Annotated in this window: 17 protein-coding genes; 4 read left to right on the top strand and 13 right to left on the bottom strand. The window is 38.8% G+C overall.

What is annotated here, in order from left to right:
• Positions 1-4 precede the first annotated feature (4 nt).
• A complete protein-coding gene (locus HNQ43_RS07365; RefSeq protein ID WP_183376362.1) occupies positions 5-844 on the bottom strand; it encodes a DegV family protein in 840 nt (279 codons plus the stop codon).
• Between the two features lie 116 nt (positions 845-960).
• On the opposite strand from HNQ43_RS07365, the gene HNQ43_RS07360 reads away from it, so the two are divergent.
• The gene (locus tag HNQ43_RS07360) at positions 961-1,479 is read left to right on the top strand and encodes a DUF1836 domain-containing protein (RefSeq protein ID WP_183376361.1); all 519 of its coding nucleotides are present in this window, start codon (positions 961-963) and stop codon (positions 1,477-1,479) included.
• 7 nt (positions 1,480-1,486) lie between these two features.
• Here the strand turns inward: HNQ43_RS07360 and HNQ43_RS07355 are convergent, their stop codons facing one another.
• The 6 genes from HNQ43_RS07355 to HNQ43_RS07330 form a co-directional block, all read right to left on the bottom strand.
• Positions 1,487-1,981: a nitroreductase family protein gene (locus HNQ43_RS07355; protein WP_183376360.1), complete on the bottom strand. Its 495-nt coding sequence runs from the start codon at positions 1,979-1,981 to the stop codon at positions 1,487-1,489.
• On the bottom strand, positions 1,981-3,390 hold the full coding sequence (locus HNQ43_RS07350; RefSeq protein WP_183376359.1) for an amidophosphoribosyltransferase: 1,410 nt from the start codon (positions 3,388-3,390) through the stop codon (positions 1,981-1,983). The genes HNQ43_RS07355 and HNQ43_RS07350 overlap by 1 nt, the downstream gene beginning before the upstream one ends.
• Before the next feature lie 85 nt (positions 3,391-3,475).
• Complete coding sequence (yihA, locus tag HNQ43_RS07345) at positions 3,476-4,048, bottom strand: ribosome biogenesis GTP-binding protein YihA/YsxC (protein ID WP_183376358.1); 573 nt, start codon at positions 4,046-4,048, stop codon at positions 3,476-3,478.
• Between the two features lies 1 nt (position 4,049).
• A complete protein-coding gene (lon, locus tag HNQ43_RS07340; protein ID WP_183376357.1) occupies positions 4,050-6,353 on the bottom strand; it encodes an endopeptidase La in 2,304 nt (767 codons plus the stop codon).
• A gap of 62 nt (positions 6,354-6,415) precedes the next feature.
• Positions 6,416-7,693 carry a trigger factor gene (gene tig, locus HNQ43_RS07335; protein WP_183376356.1) on the bottom strand — a complete coding sequence of 426 codons (1,278 nt, stop codon included), beginning with the start codon at positions 7,691-7,693 and terminating at the stop codon, positions 6,416-6,418.
• Entirely contained in the window at positions 7,668-8,420 is a 753-nt protein-coding gene (locus HNQ43_RS07330; protein ID WP_183376355.1) for a DUF3196 family protein, read from the bottom strand. The genes tig and HNQ43_RS07330 overlap by 26 nt, the downstream gene beginning before the upstream one ends.
• A gap of 137 nt (positions 8,421-8,557) precedes the next feature.
• Between HNQ43_RS07330 and HNQ43_RS07325 the strand changes: the two genes are divergently transcribed.
• Positions 8,558-9,583, top strand: coding sequence for a TPM domain-containing protein (locus tag HNQ43_RS07325; protein WP_183376354.1), 1,026 nt, complete (start codon positions 8,558-8,560; stop codon positions 9,581-9,583).
• 25 nt (positions 9,584-9,608) lie between these two features.
• A complete protein-coding gene (locus HNQ43_RS07320) occupies positions 9,609-10,229 on the top strand; it encodes a LemA family protein (protein ID WP_183376353.1) in 621 nt (206 codons plus the stop codon).
• Positions 10,230-10,493: 264 nt separating this feature from the next.
• On the opposite strand, the gene HNQ43_RS07315 is transcribed toward HNQ43_RS07320, so the two are convergent.
• Both HNQ43_RS07315 and HNQ43_RS07310 read right to left on the bottom strand, forming a co-directional pair.
• On the bottom strand, positions 10,494-12,248 hold the full coding sequence (locus tag HNQ43_RS07315) for a DUF885 family protein (protein WP_183376352.1): 1,755 nt from the start codon (positions 12,246-12,248) through the stop codon (positions 10,494-10,496).
• Positions 12,241-13,611, bottom strand: coding sequence for an MATE family efflux transporter (locus HNQ43_RS07310; protein ID WP_183376351.1), 1,371 nt, complete (start codon positions 13,609-13,611; stop codon positions 12,241-12,243). Before HNQ43_RS07310 ends, HNQ43_RS07315 begins: the two co-directional genes overlap by 8 nt.
• A 382-nt stretch (positions 13,612-13,993) precedes the next feature.
• Between HNQ43_RS07310 and HNQ43_RS07305 the strand changes: the two genes are divergently transcribed.
• Positions 13,994-14,194, top strand: coding sequence for a hypothetical protein (locus tag HNQ43_RS07305; RefSeq protein WP_183376350.1), 201 nt, complete (start codon positions 13,994-13,996; stop codon positions 14,192-14,194).
• A 414-nt stretch (positions 14,195-14,608) separates the two neighbouring features.
• Here the strand turns inward: HNQ43_RS07305 and HNQ43_RS07300 are convergent, their stop codons facing one another.
• The 4 genes from HNQ43_RS07300 to HNQ43_RS07285 all read right to left on the bottom strand — a co-directional run bounded on the left by HNQ43_RS07300 (position 14,609) and on the right by HNQ43_RS07285 (position 16,612).
• Positions 14,609-15,448, bottom strand: a complete 840-nt coding sequence (locus HNQ43_RS07300; RefSeq protein ID WP_183376349.1) for a DUF5011/hyalin repeat domain-containing protein — start codon at positions 15,446-15,448, stop codon at positions 14,609-14,611.
• Between the two features lie 329 nt (positions 15,449-15,777).
• Positions 15,778-16,116, bottom strand: coding sequence for a helix-turn-helix domain-containing protein (locus HNQ43_RS07295; protein ID WP_183376347.1), 339 nt, complete (start codon positions 16,114-16,116; stop codon positions 15,778-15,780).
• A gap of 32 nt (positions 16,117-16,148) precedes the next feature.
• Entirely contained in the window at positions 16,149-16,421 is a 273-nt protein-coding gene (locus HNQ43_RS07290; RefSeq protein WP_183376345.1) for a DNA-binding protein, read from the bottom strand.
• A gap of 2 nt (positions 16,422-16,423) precedes the next feature.
• Positions 16,424-16,612, bottom strand: a complete 189-nt coding sequence (locus tag HNQ43_RS07285) for a hypothetical protein (protein ID WP_183376343.1) — start codon at positions 16,610-16,612, stop codon at positions 16,424-16,426.
• Positions 16,613-16,732: the final 120 nt, after the last annotated feature.

The following is a 16,732-nucleotide window of genomic DNA, read 5'->3' as shown; positions in this document are numbered from 1 at the left end:
CTTTTTAAATCTTAATCGTTTGGATTGCGATGCACCCAGGCCCTCCTTGAGTAATAAAGGTCGGAGACAAAGGATAGATGACGATCTTGGCTTCCGGATATTTTTCTCGCAACATTTTTTGGGCCGCAAAAGCCAATTCATCATTAAAGGCATGGGTAATATAAAATGTATATGCGTCGGTGACATTGCGTTTATCAAATTCTTCTAAAATAGAACGAAGAGCTTTTTTAAATGTACGCGTCACAGTAAACTTCACAAGAACAGTTCCATCCTCTTGACGTTTCATAACAGGGAGCAGCTTCAATAATCCGCCTAAACCTGCCTCTATCTGGCGAACTCGGCCGCCACGTAATAAAAACTGAAAATCAAAAGGGATCAAGAAAGAAATGTCGGTCTCTCTGGCTTTCTCCAGTTCGGTTTTGATTTCTTCTAATGAAGCTCCAGCTTCTTTCATTTTGATGGCCCGATCAACCAATGAACGGTGAGGTCCGCATAATGTCTTTGAGTTCAAGATATGGATTTTTTCCGGATGATCGCATTGGCTTTTTGCCAACAGGGCATTATCATATGTTCCACTCAACCCTTGTGCCATTGTGATATCTAAAACTTCCCCTTCTTCTGAAAGACGATTGTAAGTATCGATTTTTTCACCAATCGAAGGTTGCGATGTGCTTGGAACTTTCTTTTCCTGAATAAACTTCAATAATTTTGTGCTTGTGAGATCTTCAAAATCTCGATAACTTTTCCCATCAATATTGACATGGAGCGGACACACAGTGATTCCCTTTTCTTCCCCTTCACGAATGGAATATAAGGTCGATGAATCCGTAACGATCTGTAACATTCGATATCCTCCTCGGTTTCTCTATTTCTAAAGTACCATTAAGAGTTTTTAAAGTCAATATATCTAGTTTTAAAATCTAGTTTGATTGGTTTTTATCTTTATGTTAAACTTATGTCATGAAAACAACCCGACAGATCAAAGAAGAACTGCTTCATTTTACTTGCCCCCGATGGAGTGATCTCCCTGACTTTGAGCTCTATATGGATCAGCTGATCGCATGCATCACAAAATACCTGGAGCCTCTTTATTTTCAGGAAGAAAAGATTCTAACCAACAGTATGGTCAATAATTATGTTAAGCACAGCATTTTGGAACCTCCGATCAAAAAACACTATAATGCCAAACACATGGCTTATCTAATCGTGGTCTGTATCTTAAAACGCGTCTTTACTTTGACAGAGATCGCTCAGTTAATCGAAGTTCAAAGCCGCATGCAGAACTCAAATTATGTAGAAGCTTATGACAAGTTTTCCTCTTATCTTGAAATCTATTTGCACGAAGTCATGGAAAAAGGTAATTTGAATGAATTAAGTCCTCGTTATCGTTCCAAAGAAGAAGAACTCTTATGTAATGTTGTTTCCAGTATAGCGTTAAAAATTTATACTGAATACTATCTCTTATCCACTAAAAAATAAGGCTTTTTCAAAGCCTTATTATTTTTTGATCATTCCATTTGTTTTTTATGATTTCTTTTTCATCGGGTTGCCCGATTGCGATAACCCAAAGAGGCATGAGCCATTCAGGTAGATCGATCCATTCGCGAATCTTATCAATACGTTCAGGATTCGGATATCCTCCTAACCAGCAACTCCCCAATCCCATCGCTTTAGCTTGGATCAAAATATTTTCCGTAGCCGCCGCACAATCCTGCTGGCAATAATCTAAGCTTGGATTAACATGCTGATCCGCACAAACAAGAATTGCCAACGGCGCACTCTCTAACGGACCCGCATAGGGAGAAAAGCTTCGCAGATTTTGGATCTTGATAGAATCTTCGATCACAACAAACACCCAAGGCTGGAGATTTCTTGCCGAAGGTGCACTAAATCCCGCTCTTAATAACGCTTGAATCTCCTCTTCAGTAAGCTTTCGGTCTTTAAAGTGGCGAATACTGCAGCGATCCAAAATGGGATCCATTACTCCTCACCATCCCAACAGTAGGTGCATAATTTACATTTTGGCAAACCGATCGATTTAATCATATCGTCCAGGCGATGATAACGAAGAGTCGTAAATTTCGAACGACGACGGATCTCTTCACACATCTTCTGATATCTTTCACTGTCTGGATTCGCGTATTCTTTTAAGACTTCTTCACTGACAGGATCTCCTTCCAAATCTTTGATCACACGACGCGTGATCAAATCCATTTCGGAACTCGAACGCGAGAAGTTCAAATATTTACATCCGAAGAGAATTGGAGGACAAGCCGGACGAACATGCACTTCTTTGGCCCCCGACTGATACAGAAAATCCGTTGTCTCTCCTAATTGTGTTCCTCGTACGATCGAATCATCAATCAATAACAGACGTTTATCTTTGATCAGTTCCTGTACCGGAATCAGTTTCATTTTCGCAATCATATTGCGCTGAGCTTGGCTTGTCGGCATAAAGCTTCTAGGCCAAGTAGGCGTATATTTGATAAACGGACGAGAGAATGGAATCTTCGTCGCATTGGAATATCCAACCGCATGAGCAATCCCGCTATCGGGAACACCCGCTACACTATCAATATCGGTATGCTCATCGCGAGTGGACAAGATCTCACCGCATCGGTTTCGCATACATTCGACGTTGATTCCTTCATATGTACTCGTAGGATAGCCGTAGTAGACCCACAAGAAAGAACAAATCTTCATCTTCTCTCCTGGCTCCTGCAAAACTTCGACCCCTTCCGGTGACATAAAAACGATTTCTGCCGGGCCAAGATCCTTATAATGATGATATCCCAGATTCAAAAATGCACTGCTTTCAAATGTAGCACAATAACCAGAATCTTTTTCTCCAATAATGATTGGTGTACGACCTACTTTATCACGAGCACAATAAATTCCCGTCGGTGTCAAAATGAGAAGACTCATACTTCCGTCAACTACATCTTGAACATAGCGTATTCCTTCCAAAATGCTCGTTTTTTGATTGATCAAAGCAGCAATCAGTTCGGTAGGATTGATTCCTCCAGAACTCATCTCAAAGAAATGAGTCATTCCGTTTTTGAAACAAAGCTCTTTCAAATCTTCAAGATTGTTGATTCGGCCAACTGTTGTCAAAGCAAAACTTCCTAAGTGAGAGTGCACCAACAAAGGCTGAGCCTCAAAATCTGAAATACATCCAATTCCAAGATTTCCTTCAAACTTTTCCAAATCTTTATCAAATTTCGTACGGAAAGGACTGTTTTCAATGTTATGGATTGCACGGCTGAACCCAGTCTCTCCATAAGTCGTCATCCCGGCTCGTCGAGTCCCTAGATGAGAATGATAATCCGTACCAAAAAACAAATCTAAAACACAACTCTTTTTTGAAGCTACACCAAAAAATCCGCTCATGTTAATCTCCTTTTGTTTTTAAAAAAACATATTAACAGTGTAACACAAGAGTTGTTTAAAAAAAAGGCCTCTCTCAAAGAGGACCTTACAATATTTTCGCTTGTATCGCATGGTAGACATCGTCCAAACCAAGCTTCTCCGTACTGCTGATACCATAGATCTCAGAAAGTGGCAGTTGCAGTTTTGTCGATAGATTTTTCAGTGCTTTGATTCGTTTTGTCTTAGGAACCTTGTCAATTTTTGTCGCTACCAACAAGATAGGAATCCCCAAGGCCTTAAAATAATCGATCATATCCATATCATCGTGCGTTGGATCATGGCGTGCATCAACCAATTGAATCGCCAATGCCAAGACACTTCGCTCAGAAAAATATTCTTCCATGAGCTCCCCCATCTTCTTTAACATCGTTTTGGACATCTTGGCATAACCATAGCCAGGAACATCGACTAACATCCAGGCATCATCGATCGCAAAGAAATTGATCAATCGGGTTTTCCCCGGTGTATTTCCGACATAAGCCAACCGTTTCCGGTTCGTCAAAGCATTGATAAAAGAACTTTTCCCGACGTTACTGCGTCCTACGACCACGACTTCTGGCAATGTAGAATCAGGCCACTGGTCTTTGCCAGCGGCACTGATCACAAACTCAGCTTTCATGTTATTGAACCAAAGCGTGACTCAAAACTTGTTTCACATTGGAAACAGGAATAAAAGTCACCGCATCTTTCACTTCTTGAGGAAGTTCTTCAAGATCTTTGACATTTCCCTTCGGAATTAAGATCGTATCAATACCGCTTCGATAAGCTGCCAGAGACTTTTCTTTCAATCCGCCTATCGGCAATACATTGCCTCGTAAAGTGACTTCTCCAGTCATCGCAAGATTGGCTTTAACTGGAATATTGGAAAAGCATGACACAAGAGCTGTTGTCATCGTCACCCCGGCGCTAGGACCGTCTTTCGGAACAGCTCCTTCCGGCACATGAACATGAACATCCAATTTTTCAAAATCGCTTGAATCAATATGGTATTCTTTAGCATGCGCACGGATATAGTCCAGTGCAATGCTGGCACTTTCCTTCATGACATCCCCAAGCTGACCCGTTAAGATCAATTTCCCATGACCATCAAATTTATTGGCTTCGATTTGTAAGATATCGCCGCCAAAGCTGGTATAGGCAAGCCCTGTCACAGTGCCAACCTGGTTTTTCTTCTCTTTTTTCCCATAGTCTACTTTTTCATTGCCTAACCACTCATGAACTAGCTTCTTATTCAAAGAAACTGAGCGTTTACCGTCTTTTAAAATCGCTAAGACGGTTTTTCGGCAAATGGTAGCAATCGTACGTTCAAGCTGACGGACTCCAGCTTCTCGAGTATAGTAGCGGATCAGATACAACAACATCTTATCGCTGATCTTTAATTGAGAAGGTTTTAGTCCATTTTCCTCTAATTGTTTTGTCAACAAATGACCCTTAGCAATATTGATCTTTTCAATATCCGTATAACTGCTTAATTCAATAATCTCTAAGCGGTCACGCAAAGCCGGCGGAATGTTCTCCAAGTAATTAGCTGTCGCAATAAAGAGAACTTTTGACAAATCATAGTTTTCTTCAATGTAGTGATCTGAAAAGAAAGAATTCTGTTCCGGATCCAATACTTCCAACATGGCCGAAGAAGGATCTCCTTTATAATCGGAGGCCATTTTATCGATCTCATCAATCAAAAAGACGGGATTGATAACTTCTGCTTTTTTCATTCCTTGAATGATACGCCCAGGCAGAGCCCCTAAATAAGTTCTTCGATGTCCGCGAATCTCTGCTTCATCTCGAACACCGCCTAATGAGATTTTGACAAAATGGCGGTCCAAGGCACGAGCTACACTCTTTGCCAAAGAAGTCTTTCCGACTCCTGGAGGACCGACCAAACACAAGATCGGCGCTTTTAAAGAATTGGTCATTTGTTTGACAGCCAAATACTCTAAGATTCTTTCTTTGACTTTTTCTAATCCATAATGGTCTTCATCCAAAATCTTTTGTGCAGCATTGAGATCTTCGTTATCTTTGGTTTCTTGCCACCAGGGAAGATCCATCAGCCAATCGATATACGTTTTGATCACTCCGGTTTCTCCCGAAGCCATTGGTAAGATTTCATAACGGCGCAGTTCTTCCAAAACCTTCTCCTTGATATACTCTGGATATGGGTTCTCTTCCAAACGCTGACGAATCTTTTCCGCATCCTGGTCTTGGGCAGCTACATCTCCTAATTCTTCACGAATCGCATTCATCTTTTCGCGAAGGTAATAATCTTTCTGCCCTTGGTCGATACGTTCTTTGACAGTCTGGTTGATCTTCTGTTCAACTTCTGACATCTCTTTTTCTTTTTTCATATCTTGCAGAAGCATTTCCAAGCGATCATTGATGCCGAGAGTTTCCAAATATTTTTGTTTTCTTTCTGTAGAGATTGGGAAAACTTGAATGGCTTTGTCACTGAGCATATCGGCTCCCACGCCTTTTGATAATTCAATGACCAATTCTTTTGAGAAGAATTTTTCCGCATTGCCCATCTCTTCAAACTCACTGGCAATCATGCGGACCAGTGCCACTTCTTCCATTTCATCTTGGCGGAAACTGTTCAAGATATCGATTTGTGCAATGTCGCTCAAACTGCCCTTTTCCCATTGATTCAAACGAACTCGATCCAAGCCCTTGAATTTGATGCGTAAAAAGTTATCAAATCGACGTATATGGCGGATCTCACACAGTGTCCCCACCTTATAGATGTCGTCCCAAGTAGGATCATTGGTCTGCATATCGATCTGTGATATCAAAACCACTTTATCTTCATAATTGTCTTGTGCATTCTCAATTGACTTCAAGGAAGCTTCTCTTCCTACATCAATGACGATCTCCTGATCCGGAAAAAGTATTACTCCCCGAGTACAAATCAAAGGATATGTTTGACTCATTTTTAAAACCTCCTTTAACTTTTAAAAAAGACGCTACGCGCCTTTTTTGTGAATTCATTATACTATTTTACAGAAGCTTTAATCAAGTCGACCGCTTTTTGTTGCGCTAAGTCATAACGGATGTTGTCTGCAGAGACGATCTGTTTGATGCGGTCTACATCCATGCCGTAAGTCTTAGACATGTTTTCATATTCTTTATTGATGTCTTCTTCTGTAACTTCAATACCTTCTTGTTTTACAACAGCTTCTAATACAAGCATCGTTTTGACATTATGTTGAGCATCTGGTTTCAACATGTTTTTCAAATCTGCTTCTGTCTGACCTGTTGCTTCATAATACTGTTTTGCGGTAAAGCCAGACTGACTCATCTGATTTTCGAAGTTGCGGAACAAACGATTGATCTCATTTTCAATCATAACTTCAGGAATCTCCACTTCCGCATCTTCTGAAACTTTGGCGATCAAAGCTTCTTCAAAAGCACGTTCCGCCTGCTCTTCACGGCGTTTTGTAAGATCTTCCTTTGTCGTTTCTTTGAATTTTTCCAAAGTCTCAACTCCTTCGCGTTTTAACTTCTGGATCAATTCGTCATTTGCTTCTGGAAGCTCTTTATATTTAATGTCGTGAACTGTACATTTGAAGACAGCTTCTTTACCTGCTAAATCAGCTGCGTTGTAATCTTCCGGGAAAGTAACTACAACGTCTTTCTCATCTCCCGTTTTTACACCCACTAACTGATCTTCAAATCCTGGGATGAACGTATTTGAACCCAGTTCTAATGGATAATTTTCAGCGGATCCGCCTTCAAAAGGAACTCCATCGATCGTACCGGCATAATCGATTACGACCTGATCACCGTTTTGTGCAGCTTCTTCCTCTTCTCGAAGAACCCAATCTGCATAACGATTTTGGATGCGTTTTACTTCTTCTTCGACATCCTCATCTGTTACGTTAACTTCTTCTTTATGGATATCTAATCCTTTATATTCTTTTAAAGTAACTTCAGGAATGACAGTACAATGGAATACTAAAACAGCCTTTTCGTCATCGGCTTCTTTCAATTCCATCGTAGGACGAGCTACTAATTCGATCTTAGTTTCTTCGATTCCTTTAGCCAAGGCTTCATTCGCAACTTCTTCTGCAGCGAATTCATGTAAACCGGCTTTAGAAATTTGTTTGCGAATCAAAGCTTCCGGAACATGTCCCTGACGGAACCCTTTCAAATTCATTTGTTTTTTCAAATTGTTTAGAACTTTCTTTTGAGCTTTCTGCCAGCTTTCTTTGTCTACTACAACTTCTAGCTCTCCTGTTGAATGCTCATTCAATGTCCATTTCGTTTCCATTTGAATTCTCCTTTTCTTCAATACATAATACCAAATCTGGAACTTTGTCTAACTGATGTGCTTGTACAAAGCATTGATATTCATCCATTCGCATCATTGCCTGCGCTACTAAACGTACAATGGCTTTTGCCAAAGGAAGTGGTTCCTCTTCAGTAAAATCAAACGGCCGACGCAATATAACCTCTTGTTCCATCAACGAAAAACAAAAGGCTTGAAAACTCGGGTCCTCATTTGCAAACCAAGTTTCAAAATACTGCATTACCTCCTGAATCACCAAATCCTCATCTTGCGACAAGATCACACTGGGAACAAACTGAATCAGCAAGCCATCTTTTTCCATTGTGAATGCAACGTCGATCTTTTGTTCCATCAGATATTCAATCAATTCTCCTTTGCGCTGCTGACTGATCTTAGAATTCAAAAGATCTTGTACCTCATCCAAATACTGGCGAAGGTTCAATGAACGCAAATAAGGAATTGCGTTTTCCTGTTGCGAAAGACTTCCATGGATCCAGTTGACGATTTTTTCTGTATTCATCGATGAAGTCGATGAGCACAAATGATCCAGACACATTTCTCTATACGTTTCCAAGAGCTCTAAACAATCCTTAGGAACATAAGGAAGTGCGATCTCCTGATGAATCATATCGTACGCTTCCTGATACTGATTCCTTTCGATTCTTTTTTTGATTTCCTCAAAGAAAGACTGATAATAGGAATTCATCATACCTCCTAGCGAAACATATAAAGTTTACCATAACTGAATCTAAGAATCAATCTAAGGAAATGGCAAAAAAGGAGCATTTTACACTGGTTTTTAACAGCACTGTTTCTATGTTATAATCCAAGCAGAAGGAAATCATTATGAACATACGAAATACCCTTGCACTGGTTCCTTTTTTATTCTTCCTTTTGTGCCCGCTTTCCGTCCGAGCGCAAGAATCGATCTTGACCATTGACAATTACATTACAGATCACGCGAATGTGATCGATGATTCCACTGAACAAGAACTCAACGAAATGGGAGCTCGTTTTGAAGAAGAAACAGGAAGTCAAGTTGTTTTTATTATTGAATCCAATCTGGAAAATCCCGATATCCGAAAAGTGGCTTATGAGACTTTCAACCACTATGAGTTAGGCGACAAAGATCTCGATAATGGCGTACTTTTTATAGCCAGCATCGATGACCGTTTACGTTATATGGAAGTAGGCAGAGGCTTAGAAGCTGTCTTGACCGATATCACCAGCCAACATTTACAAACCGATTATCTTGTGCCTAGTTTCCAGGACGAAAACTATACCGAAGGGATAGAATCTCTCTATACCCACACAATTGAAACCATTGAATCAGGAATCTCAGAAGGCAGTTTAAAGACAGAACGAAATCAAGATGCATCCGCAGCAGCGATTGATTGGAGCGCCTTGATTCCGATCGGCATGATTTTAGTCTTGATCGCCTTCGTCGCATATCAAAAACGCATCCAACCCTCTTCTACGATCGTTTTGCAGCCAGAAGAAACAACAGAGCTTCGTGTTCGCGGTTATGACTTTTCCCAAGAGAACATCTTGATTTCCAGTCAGGATTCTCGTATTGTCAGTGTAGAACCTTCCGGCAAGATCCATGCCCATAAAGTTGGAAGAACTAAAATCTTTTTACAGAGGTTAGAGTCAACAAAAAAAGATTACATTAACGTAGTCGTCCGTAAAAACCACGCATCCACATCACGGGATGACGATGCTGTTTTAGAAGCTATGTTATGGGGTTCCCTTCTGTCATCCGGACGAAGAAGGCGCTATATGGGCGGTTTTCCTCGTTCTGGCGGATTTGGAGGTTTCCGTGGCGGGGGCGGTGGATCCAGCCGCGGCGGAGGAGCTGGCGGAAGCTGGTAAATAAAAAAGAAAAGAGGTATGAAGCATGCAGAATAGAAAATTTCCAAAATGGAGTATTGCTCTGGTCGTCATCGGTGTCATCGTTGTCTTGATCGGAGGCTTGTTTATCGCTCCCTACAATAACATGATCTCATTAGAAGAAAATGTAACCACAAAAGAAGCCAACATCCAAAGTTCTTTACAGTCGCGTTTAGATAAGATCAACGAATTGATGCCCAGTGTTCAAGGGTCCATGGACCATGAAAGTGAAGTCTACCAGGAGATCACTGCTTTGCGGAGCGGTATTCAAGGAGTATCGATCGATGAAGAGGGCAATATGACCATCGATTCCAACGCTTCTGCCAGTGAACTTGAACAAGCAGATCAAGCTTCCTCGCAACTCTTAGATGATATTCGAATTGCGATCGAAGCCTATCCTGATTTGGGAAGTACTCAATTGATGTCGGATTTTATGACGAGTGTGGAAGGAATTGAAAACCGTCTCAGTGTTGCGCGTGAAGAATATAACGAAGCTGTACAAGAATACAATACGACCATTCGTAAATTTCCAAATAATCTGATTGCGGGAATAATGGGATTCGAATCGATCGATCCTTACGAAGCTTCTGATGAAGCCCAAGAGGCTCCGCAAGTTTCTTTTGAGTAAACGTTCAAAACAAACCAAAATTATTTTTGATAATAAGGCTTAATATCTGTCCAGACGAATTAAGCCTTTTTTATTTGATTACGAACATCGTTCTTTCGGCATTGTAATACGGGAAGCAGATACAATATCTCTCGTACTCTGTATATATGGGACCATCTCTTTTTAGACCTTCATCAAAAAAAGTCCCTCCTAGCCGGATGGCCCAGTTTCGAGGGACAGGATGAATTCTCCTTTTACTTTTAATGAAAAACATCTTATGGTTGTTTAAGATCCATAATAGGAATCGATATGTCTTTGAGTAACATCAAAACTGGCAGCACCAGCTTCTAGCAGCACTGTATGAAAATCATATTCTGAAAAATCTTTTCCTTCTTTATCTTTAGCTTGTGATCGATACAATGCGATTTCTTCATAGCCAACGTAATAAGGCTGAAAAGCACATGGTGTATACAATAGCTGATCATACTGCTCTTGAGTCATTGTCAAGCCATAAGTCTCCATTTGGGCAGCACAAGTGGCGTAATCCCAGTTTTCATAATGGATTCCAATATCCGCCAAGATCAAGGCATCGTATATGGAAAGCATATATTCACTATAAAACTTCAATGTTCGAGCATCATTATCCAAATAGCGCAATACAAAATGTTCCACATAGGTCGCATAGCCTTCCTGATAAGCTGTGTTCGTCAACAAAGACCAGCGAACGGGTTCGTTTAAATTTTCGCGAGTATAGTTATACTGGTACATATGCCCAGGCATACCCTCATGACAAACTGTCATATAAGTATCGATACTAGAAATACCATCATTAAGAGGATTGACACGCAACTGACCTGTCTGATCTCCATCTAAGGTCGGAATCTGATAATATGCTGCTACGCCATTATCAGTAGCAATATCTTCTTTCATATCCTGAATCTGGTATTCTTTAGCAGAAATCTCCGGAAAATCGTCTTTCATCTTATTTTGTACATCTTCTATGATCTCTTCATAATCTTGATATACGGTATCTAAAAAATAAACTCCCATAGCGGCATCGGAAAGTTCCATTGCTGAACTAAGATGATCCAGACAGGCAGATGACATCATTTCCTGCACCTCTTCAACAGATCGCATAGATCCGATTTGAGAATGCATCAAAGCAGAATAATACTCTTTTCCCGCTGCAAATGAGGCCAAACCCGCGCTGTGGTTTTCTCCATTTTTTTCTAAATCATCCATCGCATTCATAATCAGTTGATAGCCTTTTAAATATGAATCTTGAAATGCCATTTCTAATTCACTTTGAATGTCTTCCGATTCTTGCTTGGAAAGATTCAGATCTTCTACTTCTTCTTTCAAAGAATCTAGAACAGAACTCTCTATTCCCTGAGAAAGAATCTGTTCACAATAAGATCGGATCTCTTCGAATGAAAGGCAAAGCATCCCCTGTTCTTCTTGGATGTATGTGTAGTCCAATGCACTTTGAATATAATCATCTACATCTTCCATCATCAAGATGAGGTCTTGTGCATCCTGTTTTGTATACAGTTCCCAATCCGAAAAGATCGTGGGCAAAGAGACTTGAATCCCTGTCATCGGAGAAAACAAAGATGCGATATAATCAAATCGCTCATCACTGAGTTCTTGCGAAGTCCTCATCTGGTAAACAAATGTGTCATACGTATCTTGTTGAGAAGTCGTCAGCTCTTCATAAGAAAAGCTCTCTAATTCCTCCAAAGTCTCTGCAATCTCTGCACGATCTTCTTCCATCGTCTTTTCATCAAAACGACCCCATGTCTTTTCGATTGAAGAAGGATCGATTCCCAAGGAAGATGGATCTTGCACAAGTGAATGCATCGTATAATAATCCCCTTCCAAAGTTTCAACCAACTGATCTTCTAAGTAAGCATCAAATTCTTTTTGTTCAGCACTCAAAGCCTGGTCTTCTGCCATTCCTTTTGGTTCGGCAAAGGAGCATCCACACAATGCCAAAGACAAACAAAATCCAACTATAACAAAACTCTTATATTTATTCATAATTCTCCGCTTTCTGTAAATGATTTAAATGTCGCCATTCACGAACCACAAAAATGGTAGATACAATAAATGCTACAAAATCCGCTATAGGTCCGCTGTACATGATACCGTCTAACCCCAAGAAATGCGGCAGGATCAAAACCAACGGAATGAAAAAGATTACTTGTCGGGTTAAAGACAAGATCATCCCTTTTACTGGTTTTCCTACAGCCGAAAAATATCCAGACGACACGATTTGGATTCCGATTACACAAGTCATAATCAAAAACGTTTTCATAAATCGTATCGCAAACTCAAAATACAAAGCTTCTCCTGTTCCAAATAAAGAAAGGATCGGCTGTGTAAACAATTGGAAAGAGGCCCATCCTATTACCGATACACTCAAAGCACAAGTTAATGACAATTTCAATGTTTGACAAACCCGGCCATATTGTTTAGCGCCATAGTTAAATCCAACAATAGGCTGCGTCCCCTGCGATATGCCGATGATCACAGCCAGCAAAATCGCATTGACCTTCATTACAATTCCACAGGCAGCCAAGGGAATCTCCTGCCCATACTCAGTAAACTGACCATAATAAACAAGAGAGTTGTTCAGAATCACCTGTACTAAAAGAATCGAACATTGATTGATGCAGGCGCTGATTCCAATTGCTGCTGTCTGTAAGGTCTGAGAAAAAGAAAAGCGAAAATCCTTAATATGCATGTGGACTTGTTTAAAGTTTTTAAAATAGAAGGCTCCCATCACAAATGATGCAACTTGTCCAATCACGGTTGCCCAGGCAGCCCCGGCAACACCCATATCAAAAACAAAAATAAATGCAGGATCCAAAACAGTGTTGATCAAGGCACCAATGACCATGCAGAACATTGAATATTTGGGGCTTCCATCTGCTCGAATCATATTGCTGAAAACATTGGTTCCAATCAGAAAAGGAGCGCCAAGTGTCGTGATCGATGTATATTCCAGAGCATATGGTAATATCTGTTCAGTCGCACCGAATGCTTTCATCAATGGCTGAAGAAACAAAAAAACCAAAACAAGATAGAGAAATCCGCTAATCAGCATCGCTACAACACCATTTCCAATTACATGGCGTGCCTTTTGCTCTTCTTTAGCTCCCAAATACAAGGAATAGCGAGAGGCAGAACCAATCCCAATCAACAAAGAAATAGCCAAGGTGATCGTCGTCAAAGGATATGCGACATTGGTAGCCGCATTTCCTAAATAACCGACTCCTTGCCCGATAAAAATTTGATCGACGATATTATAAAGCGAACTGACCAACATGGAGATAATACTCGGGATGGCAAAGCTTTTTAGTAATTTAGATGGTTTTTCATACCCTAATACATTTTGCATGAGCACACTCTTCTTTCTTTTTCTTATTATACAAATCCTAAAAATTCAGTGTCAATTTTACTTTCTGCTTTTCAAATTGGGTTTCTAGATCTTGTGATGTATAATAAAAAGTGAGCACACAAACACCGATGTTGTGTGAATAAAAAAACCTCTTACCAGATACCCTTATAGAAGGAATACTCAAGAGGTTTTATCAACGATTCAAAATAAAAATGGCGTCCTCGGAGGCGTAAAGAGTACATAAATATCATAATAGTTACAAGTTGATACAAGCTTATATAAAGGACTTATTAAAAAATACATAAGTTATAAACTGCTATAAGTCGAGACAAAAATATACAAATGGCGTTGCGAATGGCGTTGCGAATTCAGGAGGTATATTATGAACACCAATCAAAAAATTGAATATGGAAGAACTAGAATCAAAAACAGACAACAATTATCTATGACAGAGGTATTCGAAATCATTGATAGTGCCAAAGAAAAAAGCAAAGACAGTAATACTTCAATCAATGATTTACTCTTTTATGCTATTGGTAATGCATATCTGTTAGGGTACGCAAAGGGCATCAGAACCAAATAACATACAATATATTAGTAAATATAATGCGAGGCAGTTTTGTCTCGCTTTTTAATTAAATCTGGTCGAATAACTGAATAACTCATATAAGCTCGTTCAGAAGTTATGATAAGCCATTATCGAGTCTTTAGTATGGTTATACTAGCAAATCAAAATCGCTCTCAAATGGACCTGTAGACACCTATAAAACAATCTGTATATTATTTCAAAAACGCAACAGACTTTCTAGGCTCTCAAATTTCTAAATACCCCTCTTATACAGTTCAATATGATGAAAACTGAAAGAAAGCCAAGAAACCATATAGGGGTATCCCCTTTTTTTTGATTAATGCTTTTAAAATATCAAAAAATAATCCAAAAAAATATATGGAAAAATATTACAAAAGTCCGTCATGATTTCATAACGGACTGATAACCTTATTTGATTTGTTCTCCATCTAGAGCGATTCTTGATACACCTTTTATCTCATTATTCTCTACTGCAACATATACAACTAAAGAATGTCTTGTTTCTTCTCCAAATACGTTTTCAATCTTACATGGAAATTGTACAACATATTCATCTCCCATATTTGTAGTGTATGATTGCAACATTTCATCCACGCCAAACGAAATATCAGGATAATATAAAGCTATATAATCATAAGCCGCGTTCTCCGCATCATCCGCCAATTCTTCTTCACGTGCCGCTCTTTCTTCCTCTGCTTTTTTCTGTTCTTCTGCTTGTTTGGCTGCCTCTTCTGCCTTATAATCACGAACTCTTATATCAAAATCTGAATTAGTTTTGTTCCCCTCACTATCTTCTGCTTTTACTGTAATAGTATATGTTCCAGTTTTAGCAAAGTCCACATTCCCTTCGACAGAGTATTCTACAGAATTCTCATCTTTTACAGTAAATAGAGATTTCAAATCAATCTGTTTGTTAATCTCAATGTCAGATGTGTTTTGTGTTATTGTGGGAGCTTTGGTATCAGAGACTTCAATACTATGGTCTAACGATACATCATCATATTCAATAGTTAGAGTATAATTTCCTATATCATAAATTTTATTATGATCAATATCTTTCCCATCTAGTTTTACTGCATACTTTTCAGGCAATACTTCAGGATTAGCCAACATCCCTTTTATATCATCATTATTAATTTTTTCTCCATATTCGACATGAGATGTTTCATCTTTAAATTCTATCGTTCTGGCACATCCCAACAAAGAAGATGCAATTAGTACAGAAAAGAATAAATTCACTTTTTTCATAAATATCCTCCAAAACCTAAATGCCTTTTTGTGAAAACTCTATTAATATTCTAGAACATATTCAAAAGTCAATTCAATATAATTTCGATATAAAAATTTTGTCCTTCCTAAAAAAGGACAAGACAAGCTACTTGCGATATCTTATATAAACTCAAGTCTAATTATTAAATTATTTAATTCTTATATTCTCTATTATTATATAGTGGATTAAATAATAGCCCATACATAGGGTTAATAATACACTTTAATTGAGGATTAAAAAGCACCCTTTGAATCAATGGTTAAAAAAACAACCTTTGATGTGTTTTATAATACAAAAAGAGGCCGTTTCACACTGAACCTCTTTTTAAAATTCTATATGCTGTTACCTTCTTTTTTGAACGAGTTTTTGTGGCAACTTTCTGAAAATGAATTGGAAATGTTTTCACATACTTTTTTTCCACTAATTCTTTTTTTGCCCTTTTCACAGTTGAAATATTTAACCCTGTATCTTCGGCAAGGTCTTCATTTGTCCTAAAAAAATAATTGCTGTCATCAGTACAAAAGCGGTGTTCTAGTTCACATAACATGAAATAGACTTTACACGCACTTGGCGTAAGGTCTTTATAATCTGAATCAAATACACCTCTATCAACTTGTAAAAAGTATCTTTCTTTATACTTAGCCAAAACTCAACCCTACAAATTTTTGATTTCATTTCTCATAAATTTTCCTCATTCTCGAAAATCAGGCTTTCATAAGCTTTCTTAGACTTTTCGTAAGAACTTAAATCATAACCTTGATAATCGTTTTGAAATCGTTCAACTTCCGTTTGAGAAAACATGATATTTCTTCCAGTTTTAATCCCGTGAAGTATGCCTAATTCATTCCAAACAGATACCATTTCAGGCGTTGCCTTTAATAAATATCCAACATCTTCTCTAGTAAGCATAATTAAGTTTTTAGGAAAATCTATCCGTCTGTCTTGATTCATATTTATCTACGCTCCCTTACAATCTCATCAATGATAGATAAAATCTTTTCTTTTTCTTCTTCTGGCAGTTCATAACGCATTTTGCGGACAAAGTGAGTTTCGCTTATCCCTAATTTGTCTGCTACCTCCCAAAGATAGATTTCTGTCTCCTTTAATTTGTTTCTAATATCCAAGTTACGTTTTTCTTTCATTATATTCCTTGTATGATACAAATGCACCTTGTCACACATTTATATCAATTTCCTTTCTAACCTTTTGTACTATATAGATGAAACCTTAATACTCTGATTGATTTATGTGGTTTTATCTAC

This window comes from Faecalicoccus acidiformans (assembly GCF_014202635.1).
In the GTDB taxonomy this organism is placed as follows: Bacteria; Bacillota_I; Bacilli_A; order Erysipelotrichales; family Erysipelotrichaceae; genus Faecalicoccus; species Faecalicoccus acidiformans.
The sequence above is the reverse complement of the archived record's forward strand: the minus strand, read 5'-3'. Positions and strand labels throughout refer to the sequence as shown.

Bases quoted from the DNA above. Each gene is read 5' to 3' on its own strand.
- HNQ43_RS07365 (WP_183376362.1), bottom strand. From the start codon at position 844: ATGTTACAGATCGTTACGGATTCATCGACCTTATATTCCATTCGTGAA.
- HNQ43_RS07360 (WP_183376361.1), top strand. From the start codon at position 961: ATGAAAACAACCCGACAGATCAAAGAAGAACTGCTTCATTTTACTTGC.
- HNQ43_RS07355 (WP_183376360.1), bottom strand. From the start codon at position 1,981: ATGGATCCCATTTTGGATCGCTGCAGTATTCGCCACTTTAAAGACCGA.
- HNQ43_RS07350 (WP_183376359.1), bottom strand. From the start codon at position 3,390: ATGAGCGGATTTTTTGGTGTAGCTTCAAAAAAGAGTTGTGTTTTAGAT.
- yihA (WP_183376358.1), bottom strand. From the start codon at position 4,048: ATGAAAGCTGAGTTTGTGATCAGTGCCGCTGGCAAAGACCAGTGGCCT.
- lon (WP_183376357.1), bottom strand. From the start codon at position 6,353: ATGAGTCAAACATATCCTTTGATTTGTACTCGGGGAGTAATACTTTTT.
- tig (WP_183376356.1), bottom strand. From the start codon at position 7,693: ATGGAAACGAAATGGACATTGAATGAGCATTCAACAGGAGAGCTAGAA.
- HNQ43_RS07330 (WP_183376355.1), bottom strand. From the start codon at position 8,420: ATGATGAATTCCTATTATCAGTCTTTCTTTGAGGAAATCAAAAAAAGA.
- HNQ43_RS07325 (WP_183376354.1), top strand. From the start codon at position 8,558: ATGAACATACGAAATACCCTTGCACTGGTTCCTTTTTTATTCTTCCTT.
- HNQ43_RS07320 (WP_183376353.1), top strand. From the start codon at position 9,609: ATGCAGAATAGAAAATTTCCAAAATGGAGTATTGCTCTGGTCGTCATC.
- HNQ43_RS07315 (WP_183376352.1), bottom strand. From the start codon at position 12,248: ATGAATAAATATAAGAGTTTTGTTATAGTTGGATTTTGTTTGTCTTTG.
- HNQ43_RS07310 (WP_183376351.1), bottom strand. From the start codon at position 13,611: ATGCAAAATGTATTAGGGTATGAAAAACCATCTAAATTACTAAAAAGC.
- HNQ43_RS07305 (WP_183376350.1), top strand. From the start codon at position 13,994: ATGAACACCAATCAAAAAATTGAATATGGAAGAACTAGAATCAAAAAC.
- HNQ43_RS07300 (WP_183376349.1), bottom strand. From the start codon at position 15,448: ATGAAAAAAGTGAATTTATTCTTTTCTGTACTAATTGCATCTTCTTTG.
- HNQ43_RS07290 (WP_183376345.1), bottom strand. From the start codon at position 16,421: ATGAATCAAGACAGACGGATAGATTTTCCTAAAAACTTAATTATGCTT.
- HNQ43_RS07285 (WP_183376343.1), bottom strand. From the start codon at position 16,612: ATGAAAGAAAAACGTAACTTGGATATTAGAAACAAATTAAAGGAGACA.